Source organism: Pseudoduganella sp. S-14, from assembly GCF_049913285.1.
Taxonomy (GTDB): Bacteria; Pseudomonadota; Gammaproteobacteria; order Burkholderiales; family Burkholderiaceae_D; genus Rugamonas.
Genome location: NZ_CP183991.1, coordinates 2,514,012 through 2,530,258 on the forward strand (window position 1 = coordinate 2,514,012; position 16,247 = coordinate 2,530,258).

18 protein-coding genes are annotated in these 16,247 nt (G+C 63.8%); 6 read left to right on the forward strand and 12 right to left on the reverse strand.

All coding sequences use genetic code 11. The features are described 5' to 3' along the window. Nucleotide 1: 1 nt before the first annotated feature. The 3 genes from ACN9MZ_RS11575 to ACN9MZ_RS11585 all read right to left on the reverse strand — a co-directional run bounded on the left by ACN9MZ_RS11575 (nt 2) and on the right by ACN9MZ_RS11585 (nt 2,529). Complete coding sequence (locus ACN9MZ_RS11575; protein WP_426342272.1) at nt 2–886, reverse strand: YihY/virulence factor BrkB family protein; 885 nt, start codon at nt 884–886, stop codon at nt 2–4. A gap of 94 nt (nt 887–980) precedes the next feature. Beyond that, on the reverse strand, nt 981–2,030 hold the full coding sequence (locus ACN9MZ_RS11580; protein ID WP_426342273.1) for an OmpA family protein: 1,050 nt from the start codon (nt 2,028–2,030) through the stop codon (nt 981–983). Between the two features lie 250 nt (nt 2,031–2,280). Further along, entirely contained in the window at nt 2,281–2,529 is a 249-nt protein-coding gene (locus tag ACN9MZ_RS11585) for a hypothetical protein (RefSeq protein WP_426342274.1), read from the reverse strand. 231 nt (nt 2,530–2,760) lie between these two features. On the opposite strand from ACN9MZ_RS11585, the gene ACN9MZ_RS11590 reads away from it, so the two are divergent. The 3 genes from ACN9MZ_RS11590 to ACN9MZ_RS11600 all read left to right on the forward strand — a co-directional run bounded on the left by ACN9MZ_RS11590 (nt 2,761) and on the right by ACN9MZ_RS11600 (nt 5,598). Continuing rightward, nucleotides 2,761–3,396, forward strand: coding sequence for a winged helix-turn-helix domain-containing protein (locus ACN9MZ_RS11590; protein ID WP_426342275.1), 636 nt, complete (start codon nt 2,761–2,763; stop codon nt 3,394–3,396). Nucleotides 3,397–3,489: 93 nt separating this feature from the next. Continuing rightward, complete coding sequence (locus tag ACN9MZ_RS11595; protein WP_426342276.1) at nt 3,490–4,386, forward strand: zinc-dependent peptidase; 897 nt, start codon at nt 3,490–3,492, stop codon at nt 4,384–4,386. An 18-nt stretch (nt 4,387–4,404) separates the two neighbouring features. Further along, a complete protein-coding gene (locus ACN9MZ_RS11600) occupies nt 4,405–5,598 on the forward strand; it encodes an ATP-binding protein (protein WP_426342277.1) in 1,194 nt (397 codons plus the stop codon). On the opposite strand, the gene ACN9MZ_RS11605 is transcribed toward ACN9MZ_RS11600, so the two are convergent. Further along, nucleotides 5,558–6,820, reverse strand: a complete 1,263-nt coding sequence (locus ACN9MZ_RS11605; protein WP_426342278.1) for an HD domain-containing phosphohydrolase — start codon at nt 6,818–6,820, stop codon at nt 5,558–5,560. The genes ACN9MZ_RS11600 and ACN9MZ_RS11605 overlap by 41 nt on opposite strands. Then, nucleotides 6,817–8,238 carry an ATP-binding protein gene (locus ACN9MZ_RS11610; protein ID WP_426342279.1) on the reverse strand — a complete coding sequence of 474 codons (1,422 nt, stop codon included), beginning with the start codon at nt 8,236–8,238 and terminating at the stop codon, nt 6,817–6,819. Before ACN9MZ_RS11610 ends, ACN9MZ_RS11605 begins: the two co-directional genes overlap by 4 nt. Before the next feature lie 124 nt (nt 8,239–8,362). Between ACN9MZ_RS11610 and ACN9MZ_RS11615 the strand changes: the two genes are divergently transcribed. After that, the gene (locus ACN9MZ_RS11615; RefSeq protein WP_426342280.1) at nt 8,363–8,893 is read left to right on the forward strand and encodes a hypothetical protein; all 531 of its coding nucleotides are present in this window, start codon (nt 8,363–8,365) and stop codon (nt 8,891–8,893) included. Nucleotides 8,894–9,056: 163 nt separating this feature from the next. Further along, a complete protein-coding gene (locus tag ACN9MZ_RS11620; protein ID WP_426171020.1) occupies nt 9,057–9,416 on the forward strand; it encodes a hypothetical protein in 360 nt (119 codons plus the stop codon). An 8-nt stretch (nt 9,417–9,424) separates the two neighbouring features. On the opposite strand, the gene ACN9MZ_RS11625 is transcribed toward ACN9MZ_RS11620, so the two are convergent. The 7 genes from ACN9MZ_RS11625 to ACN9MZ_RS11655 form a co-directional block, all read right to left on the reverse strand. Then, nucleotides 9,425–10,324 carry a universal stress protein gene (locus ACN9MZ_RS11625; protein WP_426342281.1) on the reverse strand — a complete coding sequence of 300 codons (900 nt, stop codon included), beginning with the start codon at nt 10,322–10,324 and terminating at the stop codon, nt 9,425–9,427. A 9-nt stretch (nt 10,325–10,333) separates the two neighbouring features. After that, on the reverse strand, nt 10,334–10,711 hold the full coding sequence (locus ACN9MZ_RS11630) for a TraR/DksA family transcriptional regulator (RefSeq protein WP_426342282.1): 378 nt from the start codon (nt 10,709–10,711) through the stop codon (nt 10,334–10,336). A 54-nt stretch (nt 10,712–10,765) separates the two neighbouring features. Then, nucleotides 10,766–11,230: a hypothetical protein gene (locus ACN9MZ_RS11635; RefSeq protein ID WP_426342283.1), complete on the reverse strand. Its 465-nt coding sequence runs from the start codon at nt 11,228–11,230 to the stop codon at nt 10,766–10,768. Further along, complete coding sequence (locus tag ACN9MZ_RS11640; protein WP_426342284.1) at nt 11,227–12,051, reverse strand: hypothetical protein; 825 nt, start codon at nt 12,049–12,051, stop codon at nt 11,227–11,229. Before ACN9MZ_RS11640 ends, ACN9MZ_RS11635 begins: the two co-directional genes overlap by 4 nt. Before the next feature lie 72 nt (nt 12,052–12,123). Beyond that, nucleotides 12,124–12,906, reverse strand: coding sequence for a 2-oxo-tetronate isomerase (gene otnI / locus ACN9MZ_RS11645; protein ID WP_426342285.1), 783 nt, complete (start codon nt 12,904–12,906; stop codon nt 12,124–12,126). Between the two features lie 29 nt (nt 12,907–12,935). Continuing rightward, a complete protein-coding gene (locus ACN9MZ_RS11650) occupies nt 12,936–14,357 on the reverse strand; it encodes a DEAD/DEAH box helicase (RefSeq protein WP_426342286.1) in 1,422 nt (473 codons plus the stop codon). 146 nt (nt 14,358–14,503) lie between these two features. Further along, nucleotides 14,504–15,286, reverse strand: a complete 783-nt coding sequence (locus ACN9MZ_RS11655; protein ID WP_426342892.1) for an inositol monophosphatase family protein — start codon at nt 15,284–15,286, stop codon at nt 14,504–14,506. A gap of 151 nt (nt 15,287–15,437) precedes the next feature. On the opposite strand from ACN9MZ_RS11655, the gene ACN9MZ_RS11660 reads away from it, so the two are divergent. Then, on the forward strand, nt 15,438–16,199 hold the full coding sequence (locus ACN9MZ_RS11660; RefSeq protein ID WP_426342287.1) for an RNA methyltransferase: 762 nt from the start codon (nt 15,438–15,440) through the stop codon (nt 16,197–16,199). The last annotated feature ends 48 nt before the right edge of the window (nt 16,200–16,247 follow it).

The following is a 16,247-nucleotide window of genomic DNA, read 5'->3' on the forward strand; positions in this document are numbered from 1 at the left end:
ATCAGGGGCTGCTGTACCGGTGGCGCAGGCTGCCAAGCTGGAGCGCATATTGGCGCGCGAATTCGGCGCCGAGGAAAAATACCTGGGCCGAGTAATAGACCCAGAGCAGGACCGCGATCAGGGAGCCGGCGGCGCCAAAGCTGTCGGTCACGCCGCTGTTGCCGATGTAGACGCCGATGCCGTATTTGCCTAGCGTGAACAGGGCCGCGGTGCCGAAGGCGCCAATCACGACGTCGCGCCATGTCAGCCTGACGCGCGGCAGCATCTTGTAGATCACGGCAAACAGGGCGGAAATTACGAAGAAACTGATGACGTGGTTGAGGATGGTCAGCAGCAATGCGGCGTCCTGCCAGTAAGCCCCCATTTTCTTCTCGACGAAGGCGAGGGCGGCGCTGACCACCAGCGAAACCAGCAGCAGGAAGCCAAGTACCAGCACCATGCCGAAGGACAGCAGGCGCGTGCGTATGGTATCCCAGATGCCGCCGCCTTGCGCAGGTGGCAATTGCCAGATTTCGTCGAGGCTGCCTTTCAGTTCGGTGAACACGCTGGTGGCGCCAAACAGCAGCAAGGCGCCGGCGACGATGGTGGCGATCATGCCTTGTGTTTCATTGGCGGCGCCAGAGAGGATCAGCTGGATCGCTTCCGCGCCCTGGCTGCCAACCAGGCCGCGCAGCTGGAAGAACAGTTCCCCCTGGGCCGCCTCCTTGCCGTAGAACAGGCCGGCTATCGCGATCACCAGCACCAGGATCGGCGCCAGCGAAAACAGGGTGTAGAAGGCGAGCGCGGCCCCCTTGCTGCTGGCGCGGTGCTCGAGCCATTCGGTGATGGCGCACCAGCCAACGGCAGGCAGCTTTTTGGCGATGTGGGGAAAGCGTCTCCAGCCCATGCGCCGAGTGTACGCCCGGCGCGGCCAGGTTGACGGTGCGCCGGGGCACAAAAAAAGGGGCCCGAAGGCCCCTTCCATACTGCCTTGGCAGTGATTACTTCACGCGGCGTTCCGCGGTCACGTTGTCGATTTCAACGCGACGGTTTGGCTCCAGGCACTTGATCAGGTCAGCGCGCTTCATCTTCTTGTCGTTGCACTGTACCACTGGCTGGGACTTGCCCTTGCCTTGCGCGGTCAGGCGGGAAGCCTCGACACCCTTGCTTACCAGGTAGGTCTTGACAGCTTCAGCACGACGCTCGGACAGCTTCTGGTTGTACTTGTCGGAACCCAGACGGTCGGTATGGCCGGTGATGACCACGTTGTTGACCGACTTGTCTTCGCTCAGCAGCTTGGCCATGTCGTCCAGCTTAGGCTGTTCCGGCGCCAGGTTGGCGCTGTCGAAGGCGAACAGTTCATTCGCGGACATGGTGACTTTTTCGAACTTCGGTGCTGGTGGCGGCGGTGCCACTGGCGCCACGACTGGCGCCGGGGTTGGCTCAGGCGCCACGACTGGAGCTGGGGCGGGAGCTGGCGCTGGCTGCGGCGCTGGGCCCAGCAGGTAGTTCAGCGAGAACATCAGGTATTTGTTGTTCGATTTCGAGTTGTCGAACTCGTTGCCGCGGATGAAGCCGTGCACATTGCGCAGGTCAGCTTGCAGGAACAGGCGGTCGGTGATGTTCGACTGCAGACCTACGCCAACGGAGATGAATGGGGAGTTGCGCTTTGGCTCAGCCAGGCTGTTCGCCGCGGTGAAGACATCGCGTTCCATGCCGGCACCAACCAGCAGGAATGGACGTACCGTCTTACGGGTCAGCATGTACAGGCCGTCAACGCCCAGGGTCTTCTGGCCGTAGCGGGAGCCGAACTTCTTGGTGGCAGCGTGGGTGGCGTTGAATTGCAGGTCCCACTGTTCATTCAGGGCTTTACCCAGTTTCAGGCCGTAGGCACCATCGTATTTGTCGATGCCCCAGTCGCCGTCAGGGCGGAACGCGCCAGCGCCAGCGCCGACGTACCAGTTTTGGTTGAGCAGGGTGTCCTGCGCCGAAGCGGCGAACGAAGCCGACAACATCGCAGCGGCGATGGCGATATTCTTAATCTTATTCACTAGAAAACTCCCGTTGTTTGAGTAGCAAAGTCGCAAAAAAAAAGTTGCGCGACTCCCTTTCCCAGCGGTGATGCATTGCTGTGGGTTCAGTTTAGGCGGCGTTAACCGTCAGTATCCGTGCGTTGGCGCACATTTGGCTTGAAGTATAGCAATCACGTGGCATTTATACAACATATACCATAATTCACTATTGAAATTTCGTCAGGCCGCCACCTAAACGGGGATAGGTGGCGGTCGGTTGACAGACTGACTATTTCTTTTCGGGCTCAGGCGGCGGGGATTGCGGCTGCACGATGACGGTGTCGCCGGCCTTGCCGGGCTCGCCTTGCGGACCAGGGGTGCCAGGTTCGCCTTTCGGGCCTTCCGGCCCCGGCGGACCCGGCACGACCGCTGGCGGCGGCGCCGGTTCCACCGTGGGCGGCGGATTATTGGTGACGGTCTTTTCGCAGGCGGTCAGGCCCACCAGGGCCAGGGCTGCGAGCAGGACTGGATATTTCATGGTCATTCCTCTCTGGTTGGTTGATGCCGGCTCCAGCATAGGCCGCTGTCGGGTTGCGCCTCTGTTCGGGAACACACACAGGAAATCGCGGTCCAAGTCCTGCAGCAGCAGAGATTGGCAAATAACCAATGTTTGTTCGATTGTATGTTCGTTGCCGCACAGACCGATGAGTCGCAGGCAGGGCACTCTGGAGCCTGCGAATCCACCCTGGCATCTACAAGGAGTGTTCAAATGCACGCAATCAGAGAATCGTCCCATGGCCTCGAAATCGAAGCTACCGCAGAGCTGCCGGCACCGTTGCCGGCTGTGCCGTCCCGTCCACGCCTGGCGCTTGTCGAGCGTCCCGGTCCCGTGACGGAGCGCAAAGCCCTGTCGCTGGCCCCGATCGAGCGCGTCCGCTCCACCTCGGCGACCCTGCGCCGCATCGAAAATATGCAGAAACTGGTGGCGGAATTACAAAACCACGAAATGCTGGCTGACGAAATCGCCTGGTTCCTGAAATTTTCGCCGTCCGGCGCCCGCAAATATATTCGCGACTTGCGCGAAGCCGGCGTGATCGAACTGGCCCGCTATATTGAAGGCACGGCGACTTATCTGGGCAAGGCGGTTTACCAGCTGACCCCGGATGCCGAACGCGTGCAAGCCTTCCTGGCCGCGATCGCCCAGCCAAAGCGCGAAGGCGCGCCGCCGCGCAAGGAGCGCCCCAGCCTGCGCGAACAGAACATGGCCGGCAATGGCCGTCACTTCCATATCCTGGCAGATGACACCCATTATGCCATCCGCGTCAACCGCGGCCCGGTCCAGCGCGACCCCCTGGTGGCTGCGCTGTTTGGCGCCCCAGGCTCCATGCAGAAGGCCATGCCTTAAGCCGGAACAGTGATAAGCTTCCATTAATGGCATGTTGAAATGCCATTGACCAGCCCCATCTGTGGCGGAACGAGTTCTGTTATGGACGGCATCATGGACGCTTGGGTTTTCCTTATCTTGACGGCGCTGGGCATCGCGGCGCCGATCGTATATCCGCGCTGGAGCTTGCGCCGGGCGCTGGCCCGGCCGCTGGCAGCGGCCGAGCAGGCGACGCTCGAGCGCAGCATCCCCTTTTATCGCCAGCTGACGCCGGATTTGCAGCGCCAGTTGCAGCGCATGGTGGTGCAATTCCTGCACCAGAAAAAATTCGTCGGATGCGCCGGGCTCGCGGTCAGCGATGTGATGCGCATCACCATTGCCGCCCAGGCTTGCCTGCTGTTGCTGAACAAGCCAAGCAGGGTTTACCGCGCCTTGCACACCATCCTTGTCTATCCCGGCGCCTTTGTCGCCAACCGCGAAGAAATAGGGGCGGGCGGCGTGATCACGCCTGCGCGGCGGCAGATGCTGGGCGAATCGTGGAGCGACGGCCGCATCGTCCTATCGTGGGACGATGTCGAACGCGGGACGCGGGATTGGCAGGGCGGAAACAACGTGGTGCTGCATGAATTTGCCCACCAGCTCGACAGTGAGTCGGGCAGCAACAACGGCGCCCCCTACCTCGGCAGCCCGGACAGCTACCGCAGTTGGTCGCAAGTGCTGTCGCGCGATTATGCCAATTTGCGCCATGAAGCCTGGCTGGGCCGGCAGGATAGCGTGCTGGACCATTACGGGGCGAGCAGCCCGGCCGAGTTCTTTGCCGTGGCCACGGAAACCTTCTTCACGCGGCCATGGCAATTGGCCGAACGCCATGTCGCCTTGTACGGCGAACTGCAAAAGTATTACCGGGTCGATCCGCGCGACTGGTTAGCGGCGCCGCCGCCGCCCGCGCCCGCACCGGCCTTTCTGTCGATGCCAATGCCTGTGCGGTCGTTCGCCTGGGCCGACTGGTAAGGAGACCCCAAGGCGCCCATGGAATTCGAAGACTTCGATTTCATCACCAGCGAAGCGCCGGCCCGCGCCAGCGAACCGGCCGATCCGCTGCAGCGCCTGAAATACCTGGTCGACAATACCCCGGCCATTATCTACAGCACGGTGCCCAGCGGCGACTTCAAGATGACGTTCGTCAGCGCCAACGCGCTGAATGTGCTGGGCTACCAGCCGGCAGACATGGTGGCCGACCCTAATTTCTGGTTCGACCATATCCACCCCGACGACGCGCCGCATATCTTCTCCAGCCTGGCGCAGATCTTCACCGAAGGCGAGAAGGCCTACGAATACCGTTTCCGCACGGCCGATGGTCGCTACTTGTGGATGCACGACCAGTTGCGCCTGATCCGCGACGAGCAGGGCGCGCCGCTGGAAGTGATCGGCTCGCTGACCGACATTACCGACCGCAAGCAAATGGAAGAGTCCCTGTTGCAGGCGCAGAACATGGCCTCGATCGGCCAGCTGGCGGCGGGCGTGGCGCACGAAATCAACAACCCGGTCGGTTTTGTCACCTCCAATATCAGCACCCTGAAAAGCTATGCCGACACCCTGTTCGAACTGGTCGAGCACAGCACCACGGCGGAGCAGCGCAGCAAGGCCGACTTCGAGTTCATGAAGGAGGATACGGAAGCCTTGCTGCGCGAGTCGATGGATGGCCTGCGCCGCGTGCGCGACATCGTGCAGGCGCTGAAAGACTTCTCGGAAGCCGGCGACAGTCAATGGCAGCAAACGGATCTGCACCAGGGCCTCGAGAGCACGCTCGATGCGCTGGAAAATGAGCTGCGCAGCAAGGCCAAGGTGGAGCGGCATTACGGCAAGCTGCCGCTGGTGCGCGGCTTGCCGGGCCAGTTGAACCAGGTATTTCGCAACATCGTGCTGAATGCGATCCAGGCCATTCCCGGCCAGGGCATCATCCGCATCGTCACCAGCGCCGACCGCGAAGCCGTGCATGTGCGCATCCAGGACAATGGCATAGGCATCGCGCCCGAGAACCTGGGCCGTATTTTCGATCCCTTCTTCACCACCAAGCCGGTGGGCAGCGGCACCGGGCTGGGGCTCTACCTGGCTTACGGCGCCGTCAACAAGCACGGCGGCCGCATCAACGTGATCTCCGAGCCCGGCAAAGGCTCGGCCTTTACCGTGGTCCTCCCGCTGCACCCCGCTGAACCCAGATAGGCAGGCGGTGGCCGCTCTTTTTCTCGAAGTCCTGCAATTGCTGGATCATGCGCTCGTTGAGCACGTGGTCGGAGGCCAGCAGCATCAGGCCATCGCGGCTGACCACGTCGCGCGACAGCACCATGCCGGGCACCAGTTCGCCGGACAGCAGTTCGACGTCGGTGCTCTCCGCCACGCCGCGCACGCCGCCGTCGACCACCTGGCGGAAGGCTTGCACCACTTGCGGGTCATAGCGTTTGCCGCTGCCATCCATCACCAGTGACTTGGCTTCCTCCGGTTTCAGGTGGCGCTGCACCAGGGCGCCTTGCTGCAGGTTATAGTAATCGATCGCCAGGGTCAGGATGCGTGAGCCGATCGGGATCGCAAAGCCTGCCAGCCGGTCCGGGTACCCCTGGCCGTCGAAGCGCTCCATTTGGTGGCGCACGATGGCGGCGACGCCGGCCATGTCGGTCAGCGGCATCAGCAACTGCGCGCCCGACACCGGGTGCTTGCGGAACAGCGCCAGGTCGGCGCCCTGCAGCATGGTCATCGGGGTGCGCAGCATCTCGTCGGAAAAGCCGATGCGGCCAAGGTCGTGCAGCAAGGCGGCAATGAAGATGTCCTGCACCTCGTTCATGTCGAGCTTGAGCTGGGTCGCCATCTTGCGCGCCAGGTCGGCTACCTGCCGTGTCTGGCCGGTCTGTCCGGTGCTGCGCGCTTCGGCAATGCTGGACAGGATCTTGATGGTGGTCAGGAAATTGGCCTTGAGCTGGCGCGTGCGCTCTTCGACCTTTTGTTCGAGGCCGGCATTGAGCGACTTCAGTTCCTCGTTCTGCTTCAGGGTCAGCGCTTCCAGGCGCTGCTTTTCCAGCTCGAGCTGGTGGCGCTCCAGCGCGTGGCGCACGATCAGCAGGATGTCGTTGTCGTCCCAGGGCTTGGTGATGTAGCGGTAGATCTCGCCGCAATTGATGGCGTCCTGGATCGACTGCACGTCGGAATAACCGGTCAGCAGCAGGCGCACGGTATTGGGCCAGCGCTCGCGCACCTGGGCCAGGAAGCGCGCGCCGTCCATTTCCGGCATGCGCATGTCGGAAATCACCAGGTCGACCGGCTGCTGCGCCAGCAGTTCCAGCCCTTGCGCGCCGCTGATGGCCGTCAGCACCTCGTAGCCTTTGCCGCGGAACAGGCGGCGCAGGGAAGAGAGGATGTTCGGCTCGTCGTCGACACACAGGATGGTCATCATAGGGTGGCTTCTTTCTGCTCGTTGGGCGGACGCTTCTTGGGGAGGGTGACGCGGAACGTGGTGCCCTGGCCGAGGGTCGAATCGACCTCGATCCGGCCCTGGTGCTTTTGCACGATGCCGTAGGACAGGGACAGGCCCAGGCCGGTGCCTTTGCCGACTGCCTTGGTGGTGAAGAAGGGGTCGAAGATGCGGCCCAGGTTCTCCCGCGCAATGCCGGCGCCGTTGTCGGAGACGCTGAACCAGACGTTATCGCCGTCGCAGCCGGTGCGGATCTCGATGCGGCCGCGCATCGAACCGATGGCGTGGGCGGCGTTGACCAGCAGGTTCATCACCACCTGGTTGACTTGCAGCGGCAGGCATTCGATATCCGGGATCTCGCCATATTCGCGCACCACGTCAGCCTTGTACTTGATTTCGTTGCTGACGATGTTGAGGGTGGAGTCGATGCCCTGGCGCAGGTCGGCCCAGACCCATTCCTGCTGGCTGTCGACGCGCGAGAAGTCCTTCAGGTCTTGCACGATGTGGCGCACGCGCACGATGCCTTCCTTCGATTCCTGCATCAGGGTCGGGATATCGGTGCGCAGGAAGCCCAGTTCGACCTGGTCGCGCATGGCGCGCAGCCGGGCCGCGACGGCGGGATCGACAATGGCCGCCTCGGCGGCCTGGTAGGCATCGAGCATCGAGAACAGGCTGTCCAGGTAGCTTTGCAGGGTGCCGAAGTTGGAAAAGATGTAGCCGATCGGATTATTGATTTCGTGCGCCACCCCGGCAGCCAGCTGGCCGATCGAGGCCAGCTTGTCGGACTGCACCAGCTGCTGCTGGGTGCGGCTCAGGGTTTCATTGAGCTCGGTCAGCTCGATATTGCGCCGGCGCAGTTCCTCTTCGGCGTTCTGGCGCTGGCGGATATCTTCCGCCAGCTGGGCGGTGCGCTGGCGCACGGTCTGCTCCAGGTTGTCGTGCGCGCGGCGCAGGGCGTTCTCGGCCACGCGCCGCTCGGTCACGTCGCGCAGGCTCTGGATTGCGCCGACCAGCTTGCCGTCATGCCCGCGCAGCGGCGCTGCCGTCGATTGCAGCCAGTGCCCGGCCGCGCCGAGGTTGGGGAAGAAATCCTCTTCCTCGTAGGCGCCGTCGATCAGCGAAGAAGGCTTGTACTTGTCGCGGAAATTGCGGTCGGTGGCCGGATCGATGTTATCGACGATCAGGTCGGCCAGCAGGGGACGCGGCTTGGCATAGAAAGCTTGCCAGTGCTGGCGGGTGCCCACCATTTCATGCGTGCCCCAACCCAGCAAGTGTTCGCAGGCCTTGTTCCAGTGGGTGATGACGTGATCGGTATCGATGACAAAGGTCGCAACGGGATGACCGTCCAGCAATTCGGACAGGGCGCGCTCGACAGACCTTTCGACGTGGAAGCTGCTCATGTCAAAGTGGCATCTGGTGTGGACGGTCTGATTATACGGCGGGAAATAGAAAAGGTGCGCGTGCGATAGCTAACAGTCATAAAGGCCAGGCTTGGGCAGGCTAGGGCTTTTGGGAGGAAACACCATGGCCACCATCATTGCAGGGCATTTCCAGTTGCAGGAAACCGCGCTCGAGGTTTGCGAAGCGTTCAAGGCGGCCGGCTTCGCTGCCGGCAGCGTATCGACCTTCTTCAACAACCCGCCCGGGCAGCACAATGTGATTCCGACTGGCGGCGACCGCCCCGAGTCGCCGGGCGCGCGGCAAACGCCGGCAGCGGTGGCCAAGGGCGAGGTCACCGGGGCGGCCATCGGCGCGGCAGCGGGGGCGGCCACCATTCCCCTGACCGGGCCGCTGGGGCCGGTGCTGGGCGGCCTGGTTGGCGCCCACGTGGGCTCGCTGTACAGCTTTTCCGAAATGAAAGAGAAAAACGAGTCGGGACCGCCGCCGCGCCACTCGGGCATGATGGTTGCCGTTGCGGTAGAAGGCGAGCAGGAGGCGCGGGCGATCGAGCTGATGCGCCAGCAGGGCGCGGAAAAAATCGAGCGTGCCCAAGGCATTATCGAGAACGGCGACTGGAAGGATTTTGATCCCTTGTCAGTCCCGCAATTTGTTTGAGCGGCCTGTTGCGGAATGCAAACGCCCCCTGTGCGAAAAGTAATTTTCGGTATGATAGTTGCTACAATAAAAGCAGCGAACTAGACGTGGATCATGATCGCGGCGTGCCGTCCAGTACATCATCTGCCACAAGAGCTATCGCTTTGTTCTGAGGGGGGGGCCAATGACACAGGCATGGGTAGTCCTATCGCGGCCGGACCGCCGCGATATTTCGGCGCCGACCGAAGCCCAACTGGTGGCGGCACTGTCGGATGTGTACGGCGGCAAGATCCACGGCCCCGATGGCATTCCCGGCAGCGCCACCCTGAAGTTCGGCTATGACGACGGCCTGATGTACCAGGTCGAAGTCGGCCAGGACGGCGCCGTACGCTACGAGGAGTGGTCGGACCGCGATTGCGAAATTGCCCTCGCCACGCCGCGCCATATGAGCTGCAAGCAGGAAGATGCGCTGCAAATCTGGAAATGGCTGGCGCTGCGCCAGGTCGCCAAGATTCGCAGCCAGGCCTGGCTCTCCGAGGGATGATGGCGCGCTCAATGCGACATCAGCAGCGGCAGCGTCATCGCGTCGAGCACGCTGCGCGTGACGCCGCCCAGCAGCGTTTCGCGGAAGCGCGAATGGCCGTACGCCCCCATCACCAGTAAGTCGCAATCGCGCTCGCCGGCCAGGGCCAGCAGTTGTTCGCCCACGTTGCCGGGGCGCTTCAGGAGGCCCAGGCGCTCGCTCTGGGCCAGCACCAGTTTCGCCATCACGCCATGCCGCTCCAGCCAGGCCAGCACGTCGGTGCCGGGCGGATCGCCGAAGACGCCGGGACGCGCCTCGGCATCGACAATCGCCACCGTCACGCTGTCGGCGCGGCGCAGCAGGGGCAGTGCATCCTGCAGCGCGCGCCCGGCTTCGCGGCTGCCATTCCAGCCGGCCAGGATGTGGCGCGCCGGCGCCGGGCCGCCCGAGCTGGCCACGCCGTCGCTGCTAACGGCAATGGCAGACGAGGTGCGGGCGGCAAACGGCATCACCAGCACCGGCTTGCCGCTGCCGGCCAGCACTTCGGCCGGCACGTCGGGACCGCGCCCGTTCGGGGCAAGCTGGCCGACGATCACCAGGTCGGCATGGCGCGCCATCAGGCTCAGGCCGGCGGCCGGTTCATCGTCGAGGATGCGCTGTTCAAACGATTGCACGCCCAGCGCCTGCAGGCGCGGCGCGAAGTCGGCCAGCGCATGGCTGGCCCGCTCGCGCAGGATGTCGAGGTGGCGCGCCAGGTTGGGATCGTTGTCGTCCACCGTTTCGTTCTGGTACAGGAAGCGCGAAATGCCGGTGGTGGCAACGCCGATGACGTGGGCGCCTTCCTGCAGCGCCAGTTCGCCGGCCAGCAGGATGCGCGCCGCACTATGGGGCGCTTCATCGACATGCACCAGGATAGTTTTGTAGGCCATGGCGTTTTCTCAGCGCAGGGCCGCCGTCGCTTTCTCCAGCCGCGTCTGGCATGCGATGCACAGCGGCGCTTCGGGCCGCGCATTCAGGCGCGAGAAGGGGATCTCATTGCCGCAATTGTCGCACAAGCCGTAGCTGCCTTCGTCGATCTTGGCCAGGGCGTGGCGGATACTGCTGAGCTGTGCCTGCTTGTGTTCGTCGGCTTCCAGTTCCAGCTGGTTGAGGGTGCGATTGCTGGCGCTGTCTGCCGGCGAAGTTTCGATTTCCTCCACCGCCGGGATGCGCGCCAGCTCGCCGTCCATGCGGCCGGCAAGCTGCTGCAACAGTGCTAGCTTGCGTTGCTCCAGCGCGGCTTGCAATGATGCAAGCTGATCCGGCGACAGGCCCATGGCGGTCTCCACGAATTCATTGTTCGGAAGACCATTGTATGCCTGCTGCGTTAATTACGCACTCTCGCGTGCATGGCGTGCGGCGAGCTGTTTTTTCAGGCTCTCCAGCGGCGCGGCCAGGTGTTCGGGCCGGGCCGCGGCAATTGCTGCCGCCACGGCCAGCAAGTCGGCGCTGATGCCGGCCAGTTCCTTGACGCGCTCGATGCGGCGGATGGTTTCACGTGCATCGCTGGCCAGGCGCAGCAGTTCGGGCAGGGTGACGCCCATCCCTTCCAGCGAATGGCTGGCGGCATCGACATACAGGCTGTTGGCCTGCTGGCGCAGCGCCACTTCGTTTTCGAACAGGGCCTGGGCCGCGCCGTGCGTCAGCGGCGCGCCTGCGCCCTTGCCGTTGTTGCCCGCCAACCGTTGCTGCTGGCGGATGCCGCGCATGATGCGCTGGTGCAGTTCGTCGGCGCTGGCAGACAGGCTGTCGGCCAGCGTTTCCAGGTCGTGCGGCAGGGCGGCGGTCAGGCTCATGGCTGGGCTCCTTGGGCGGTGGCAGGCGGGATGGCGGACGGTGCGGTGCCGGCGGCGTCGGTCGCCGGCAGCGGGTCGAGGCCGCGGTACAGGGCGGCGTGGCGTTCGCGGATGGCATCGATGTGTTGCGCCGCCAGCGTGTGGCGCAGGCCGAGCAGGCGATACTCCTTCAACTTTTCCTGCTGGTGCGCGCGGGCCAGGGCGGCCAGCAGGCGGTCGCGCGGCGCGTCGGCATAGGGAATTTCCACTGCCAGCATGCCGAGCACGATGCGCTGCTCGTTGTCGTGGTTTTTGTTGAAGTAGCGCAGCAGGGTGTGCATGGCGTCGAGCGTGCCTTGCAGCGGCTCGTACCCTTCGCGCAGCATGGCTTGCACGGCCTGGTCCTGTTCGCGCGCGGTGGCACTGCGCAGCAGCAGGCGCACCAGGCCGGCATACGCGTTAACATGGCGGTCGCTCAGGCCGGTATCGGGCCAGGCCTTGATGCTGTGCGACATTTGCTGGACCTGGTCGCCGTAATTGAAGGTGTCGCCGCCGGCCAGGGCGCCCAGGGCACGCAGGTAGGTGGTCGCGGCGCTGTGCAGGGCGACGAAATCGGGATAGGCATCGTGACGCTTGCGGTCGAGCGCTTCTTCGCGCTGGACGGCTGCGGCGCTGAGGTAGGGCTGCTCGCGCTGGAACGTATCGCGGAAGCGTTGGCTGAGGTCGTTGAATCCGGCCAGCTTGGGCGCGTCGCCGGCGAGAGCGCGCACCTCCTGCAGGCGCGGATTGCTGGCGCAGGCGGCCAGTAGCAGGCACAACAGGATGCACAGGCAGCGTTTCATGGCGGGTCTCCTCGGGCGGCAGAGACCATCTTGCACCTCGGCGCAGCGGGCGCGTTTGCGCCAGCGCAAAGGTCAGGCGCGAAGGTAGGGCGTGGCCCAGGCCAGGCTGTCTTCGGTGCGCGTGCCTGGCAGGTACTCGCAGCCGATCCAGCCCCGGTAGCCGAGTTCGTCGAGCAGGCGGAACAGGAAAGGGTAGTTGATCTCGCCCGTGCCCGGTTCATGGCGGCCCGGGGTGTCGGCCAGTTGCATGTGGCGGATATGGGGCAGGCAGGCGCGGATGGTGTTGGCCAGTTCGCCCTCCATGCGCTGCATGTGGTAAATGTCGTACTGCAGGAACAGGTTGGGGCGCGCGGCGTCGGACAGGATCTCGAGCGCCTGGCGGCTATGGTTCAGGAAATAGCCGGGAATGTCGAAATGGTTGATCGGCTCGATCAGCACGTCAATGCCATGCGGCGCGAACTGGTCGGCGGCGTATTGCAAGGCGCGGATATACGCCTCGCGTGCACGCTCCGGCGCCAGGCCGCCGGGCAGGAGACCGGCCATGCAATGCACGCGCGGCGTGTCCAGCTCCCTCGCGTATTCCAGGGCGAGGCCGACGCTATCCTGGAATTCCTCGAAGCGGCGCGGATCGCAAGCCATGCCGCGCTCGCCCGCTTGCCAGTCGCCGGGCGGCAGGTTGTGCAGTACCAGTTGCAGCTGGTGACGCTGCAAGCGTTCCTTGATGTCGTCGGAATCGAAGGCGTAAGGGAAAAGGAATTCCACGCCCTTGAAGCCTGCCGCATGCGCCAGCCCGAAGCGCTCGATGAAGGGCGCTTCGGTGAACAGCATGGACAGATTGGCAGCGAACTGTGGCATGCCCGCGATTATAGCGGGCCTGGCCCGGTTCAGCGTGGAGGGCGGTTGCGCGGGGCGTTGGATGGGCGGGCGCCGCTTGGGCTGCCGCCTGGACGGGCGTCGCGGCGGATGCCTGCCGGAGCGGCAGCGCGCGGTGCGCCGCCGTTGCTGCTGGCCGCGACGCGTGGCTTGCCCTGGCTGTTCTGGCTGCGGTTGCCGCCGCCATTGCCGCCATTGCCATTGCCGCCCTGACGTGGCGGCCGGTTCGTGTGGCGGCCGACGCCGCTGCGCAGCTGGATCGGTTGCGCCTTGGCGTTCGGGTCCGGCTCGAAGCCCGGGATGATTTCGCGCGGCAGCGTGACCTTGATCAGGCGTTCGATATCGCGCAGCATCGCGTGTTCGTCCACGCACACCAGCGACACCGCTTCGCCCTTGGCGCCGGCGCGGCCGGTGCGGCCGATGCGGTGCACATAGTCTTCCGGCACGTTCGGCAGGTCGTAGTTGACCACGTGCGGCAGCTGGTCGATGTCGATGCCGCGCGCGGCGATATCGGTGGCGACCAGGCACTGCAGCGTGCCATCCTTGAACTCGGCCAGCGCGCGGGTACGCGCAGTCTGGCTCTTGTTGCCGTGGATCGCCATGGCTTTCACGCCATCCTTGCCCAGTTGCTCGACCAGCTTGTTGGCGCCGTGCTTGGTGCGGGTGAATACCAGCACCTGGGTCCAGGCGTGGGTGCGAATCAGGTGCGACAGCATCGGATGCTTCTTGTCGCGGTCGACCGGGTGGATTTTCTGCGAAATGATTTCCACCGTCGAATTGCGGCGTGCCACTTCGATGGTGTTCGGGTTGTCCAGCAGGCCGTCGGCCAGGGCCTTGATCTCGTCGGAGAAGGTGGCCGAGAACAGCAGGTTCTGGCGCTTCGGCGGCAGGGCGGCCAGCACCTTGCGGATGTCGCGGATGAAGCCCATGTCCAGCATGCGGTCGGCTTCGTCCAGGATCAGGATTTCGATCTTGTCGAGGTTGACGGTGCCCTGGCCCATGTGGTCGAGCAGGCGGCCCGGGGTGGCGACCAGGATGTCGACGCCGTGCTTGAGCAGCTTGATCTGCGGGTTGATGCTGACGCCGCCAAAGATCACGGCCGAGTTGAGCTTGGTGTATTTGCCGTAGGTCTTGACGCTTTCTTCCACCTGGGCCGCCAGTTCGCGGGTCGGCGTCAGGATCAGGGCGCGGATCGGGCGCGGCGAAGTATTGTTGACCAGTTTGCTGCCGACGGCGTCGGTCGACAGCCGATGCAGCACAGGCAGCGTGAAGCCGGCGGTCTTGCCGGTGCCGGTCTGGGCGCCGGCCAGCAGGTCGCCGCCATTCAGTACGGCAGGAATGGCCTGGCCCTGGATCGGGGTAGGGGCTGTATAGCCGGTTTCGGCGACCGCGCGCAGAATGGCATCGGACAAGCCGAGATCGGAAAAGTTCATAGTTATTATATAAATTATGTGGAAATTATTGCCATACGGAAACGTCGGCCCTGAGCGGAGTATAACAGTAACTCAGAATCGTTGACGCACGGCAATAAGAAAAGAGGCCCCGCAGGGCCTCTGTTGTGGCGGTTTTGCGCTTGTTTTTATGCAAACTCTGCCAGCAGGCCAACCATCTGGCCGAACACTTTGGGCGAGGCCGCGATGATGTGGCCGCTGTTCATATAGTTCGATTCGCCGTTGAACTCGCCGGCAATGCCGCCGGCTTCGGTCACCAGCAGGGCGCCGGCCGCGATGTCCCATGGCTTGAGGTTCTTTTCGTAGTAGCCATCCAGCCGGCCGCAGGCGACGTAGGCCAGGTCCAGGGCGGCGGAGCCGGCGCGGCGGATGCCGTGCGAGCGCTCGGCCATGATGGTGAACATCTTGGCGAATTCAGCGATGGCGGCCGGGCTGCCTGGCTTGTAGCCGGAGGCGAGCAGGGCGCCGCTGATACGGTCGAGCTTGTTGACGCGGATGCGCTTTTCGTTGAGGTAGGCGCCGGCGCCCTTGGTGGCGGTAAACAAGTCGTTGTGCACCGGGTCGTAGACCACGGCCTGGGTCACCACGCCTTTTTGCTGCAGGGCGATGGAGATGCAGTACTGTGGGAAGCCGTGCATGAAGTTGGTGGTGCCGTCCAGTGGATCGATGATCCACACGTATTCGCTCTCGTCATTTACGGTGCCGGTGATGCCGGATTCTTCGGCGAAGATGGCATGGTCCGGGTAGGCTTTCAGCAGCACTTCGATGATGGCCTGTTCGGCAGCCTGGTCAACATCAGTGACAAAGTCATTGTGTTGCTTTTCAGTTACGTTCACGCGATCCAGGTCGAAGGATGCGCGGTTGATCACAGCGGCGCCACGGCGCGCGGCCTTGATGGCCGTATTCAGCATTGGGTGCATACTAGCTTCCGTAAAATAGACATTGCCGCCCACGGAAACGCTTCGCGCATCCGGCAGCGGAAATGATGACAAGATTGAAAAAGAGCGGCGCGTTGTGCGGGCAAGGTAAAATGCGGCCCAACGCAGAATCCCGCTATTGTAAATGAAGCAGACCGAAACCGCACCTTCGACCTTCCACCGCCTGCGCGTCGTCCTGGTGGAAACCAGCCGCCCCGGCAATATCGGATCGGTGGCGCGCGCCATGAAAACCATGGGTTTTTCCGACCTGGTGCTGGTCAATCCGCGCTTCGAAGCGGCCTGCGAGCATGAGGAAGCGGTGGCGTTCGCCTCCGGCGCGCAGGATATCCTGTCCGCGGCGCGGGTGGTGGGCAGCATGGCCGAGGCGCTGGAGGGCATCAACTTCACGGCGGCCGTGTCGGCGCGGCTGCGCGAGTTTTCGCCGCCGGTGGTGACGCCGCGCGAATTTGCCGGGCAACTGGCTGACGGCCACGAATTGCGCGCGGCCCTGATCTTTGGCAACGAGCGCTTTGGCCTGCCGAATGAGATCGTCGAACCTTGCAATGTGCTGGTGAATATCCCGGCCAATCCCGACTATTCCTCGCTCAACCTGGCGCAGGCGGCCCAGGTCCTGGTGTATGAATGCCGCGTGGCGGCGCTCGACGGGCAGCGTGCGGCCAGCCCGGTCGGCTTCCACGGCGAAGCGGCCAGCGCGGCCCAGATCGACGGCATGTACGAACACCTGGAGCAGGCGCTGGTCGAGGTCGGCTTTCTCGACGCTAACAATCCGCGCAAGCTGATGCCCCGCCTGAAGCGCATGTTTGCGCGCGCCGGGCTGGAAACGGAAGAAGTCAACATCTTGCGCGGCATTGCGCGCCAGATGCAGCTGCGCAGCCGCAAGGATTAGAGGTCTTTCTCTAGTCGGGGCGCGGCGGCGTCCTTAGAATCCCCCTAT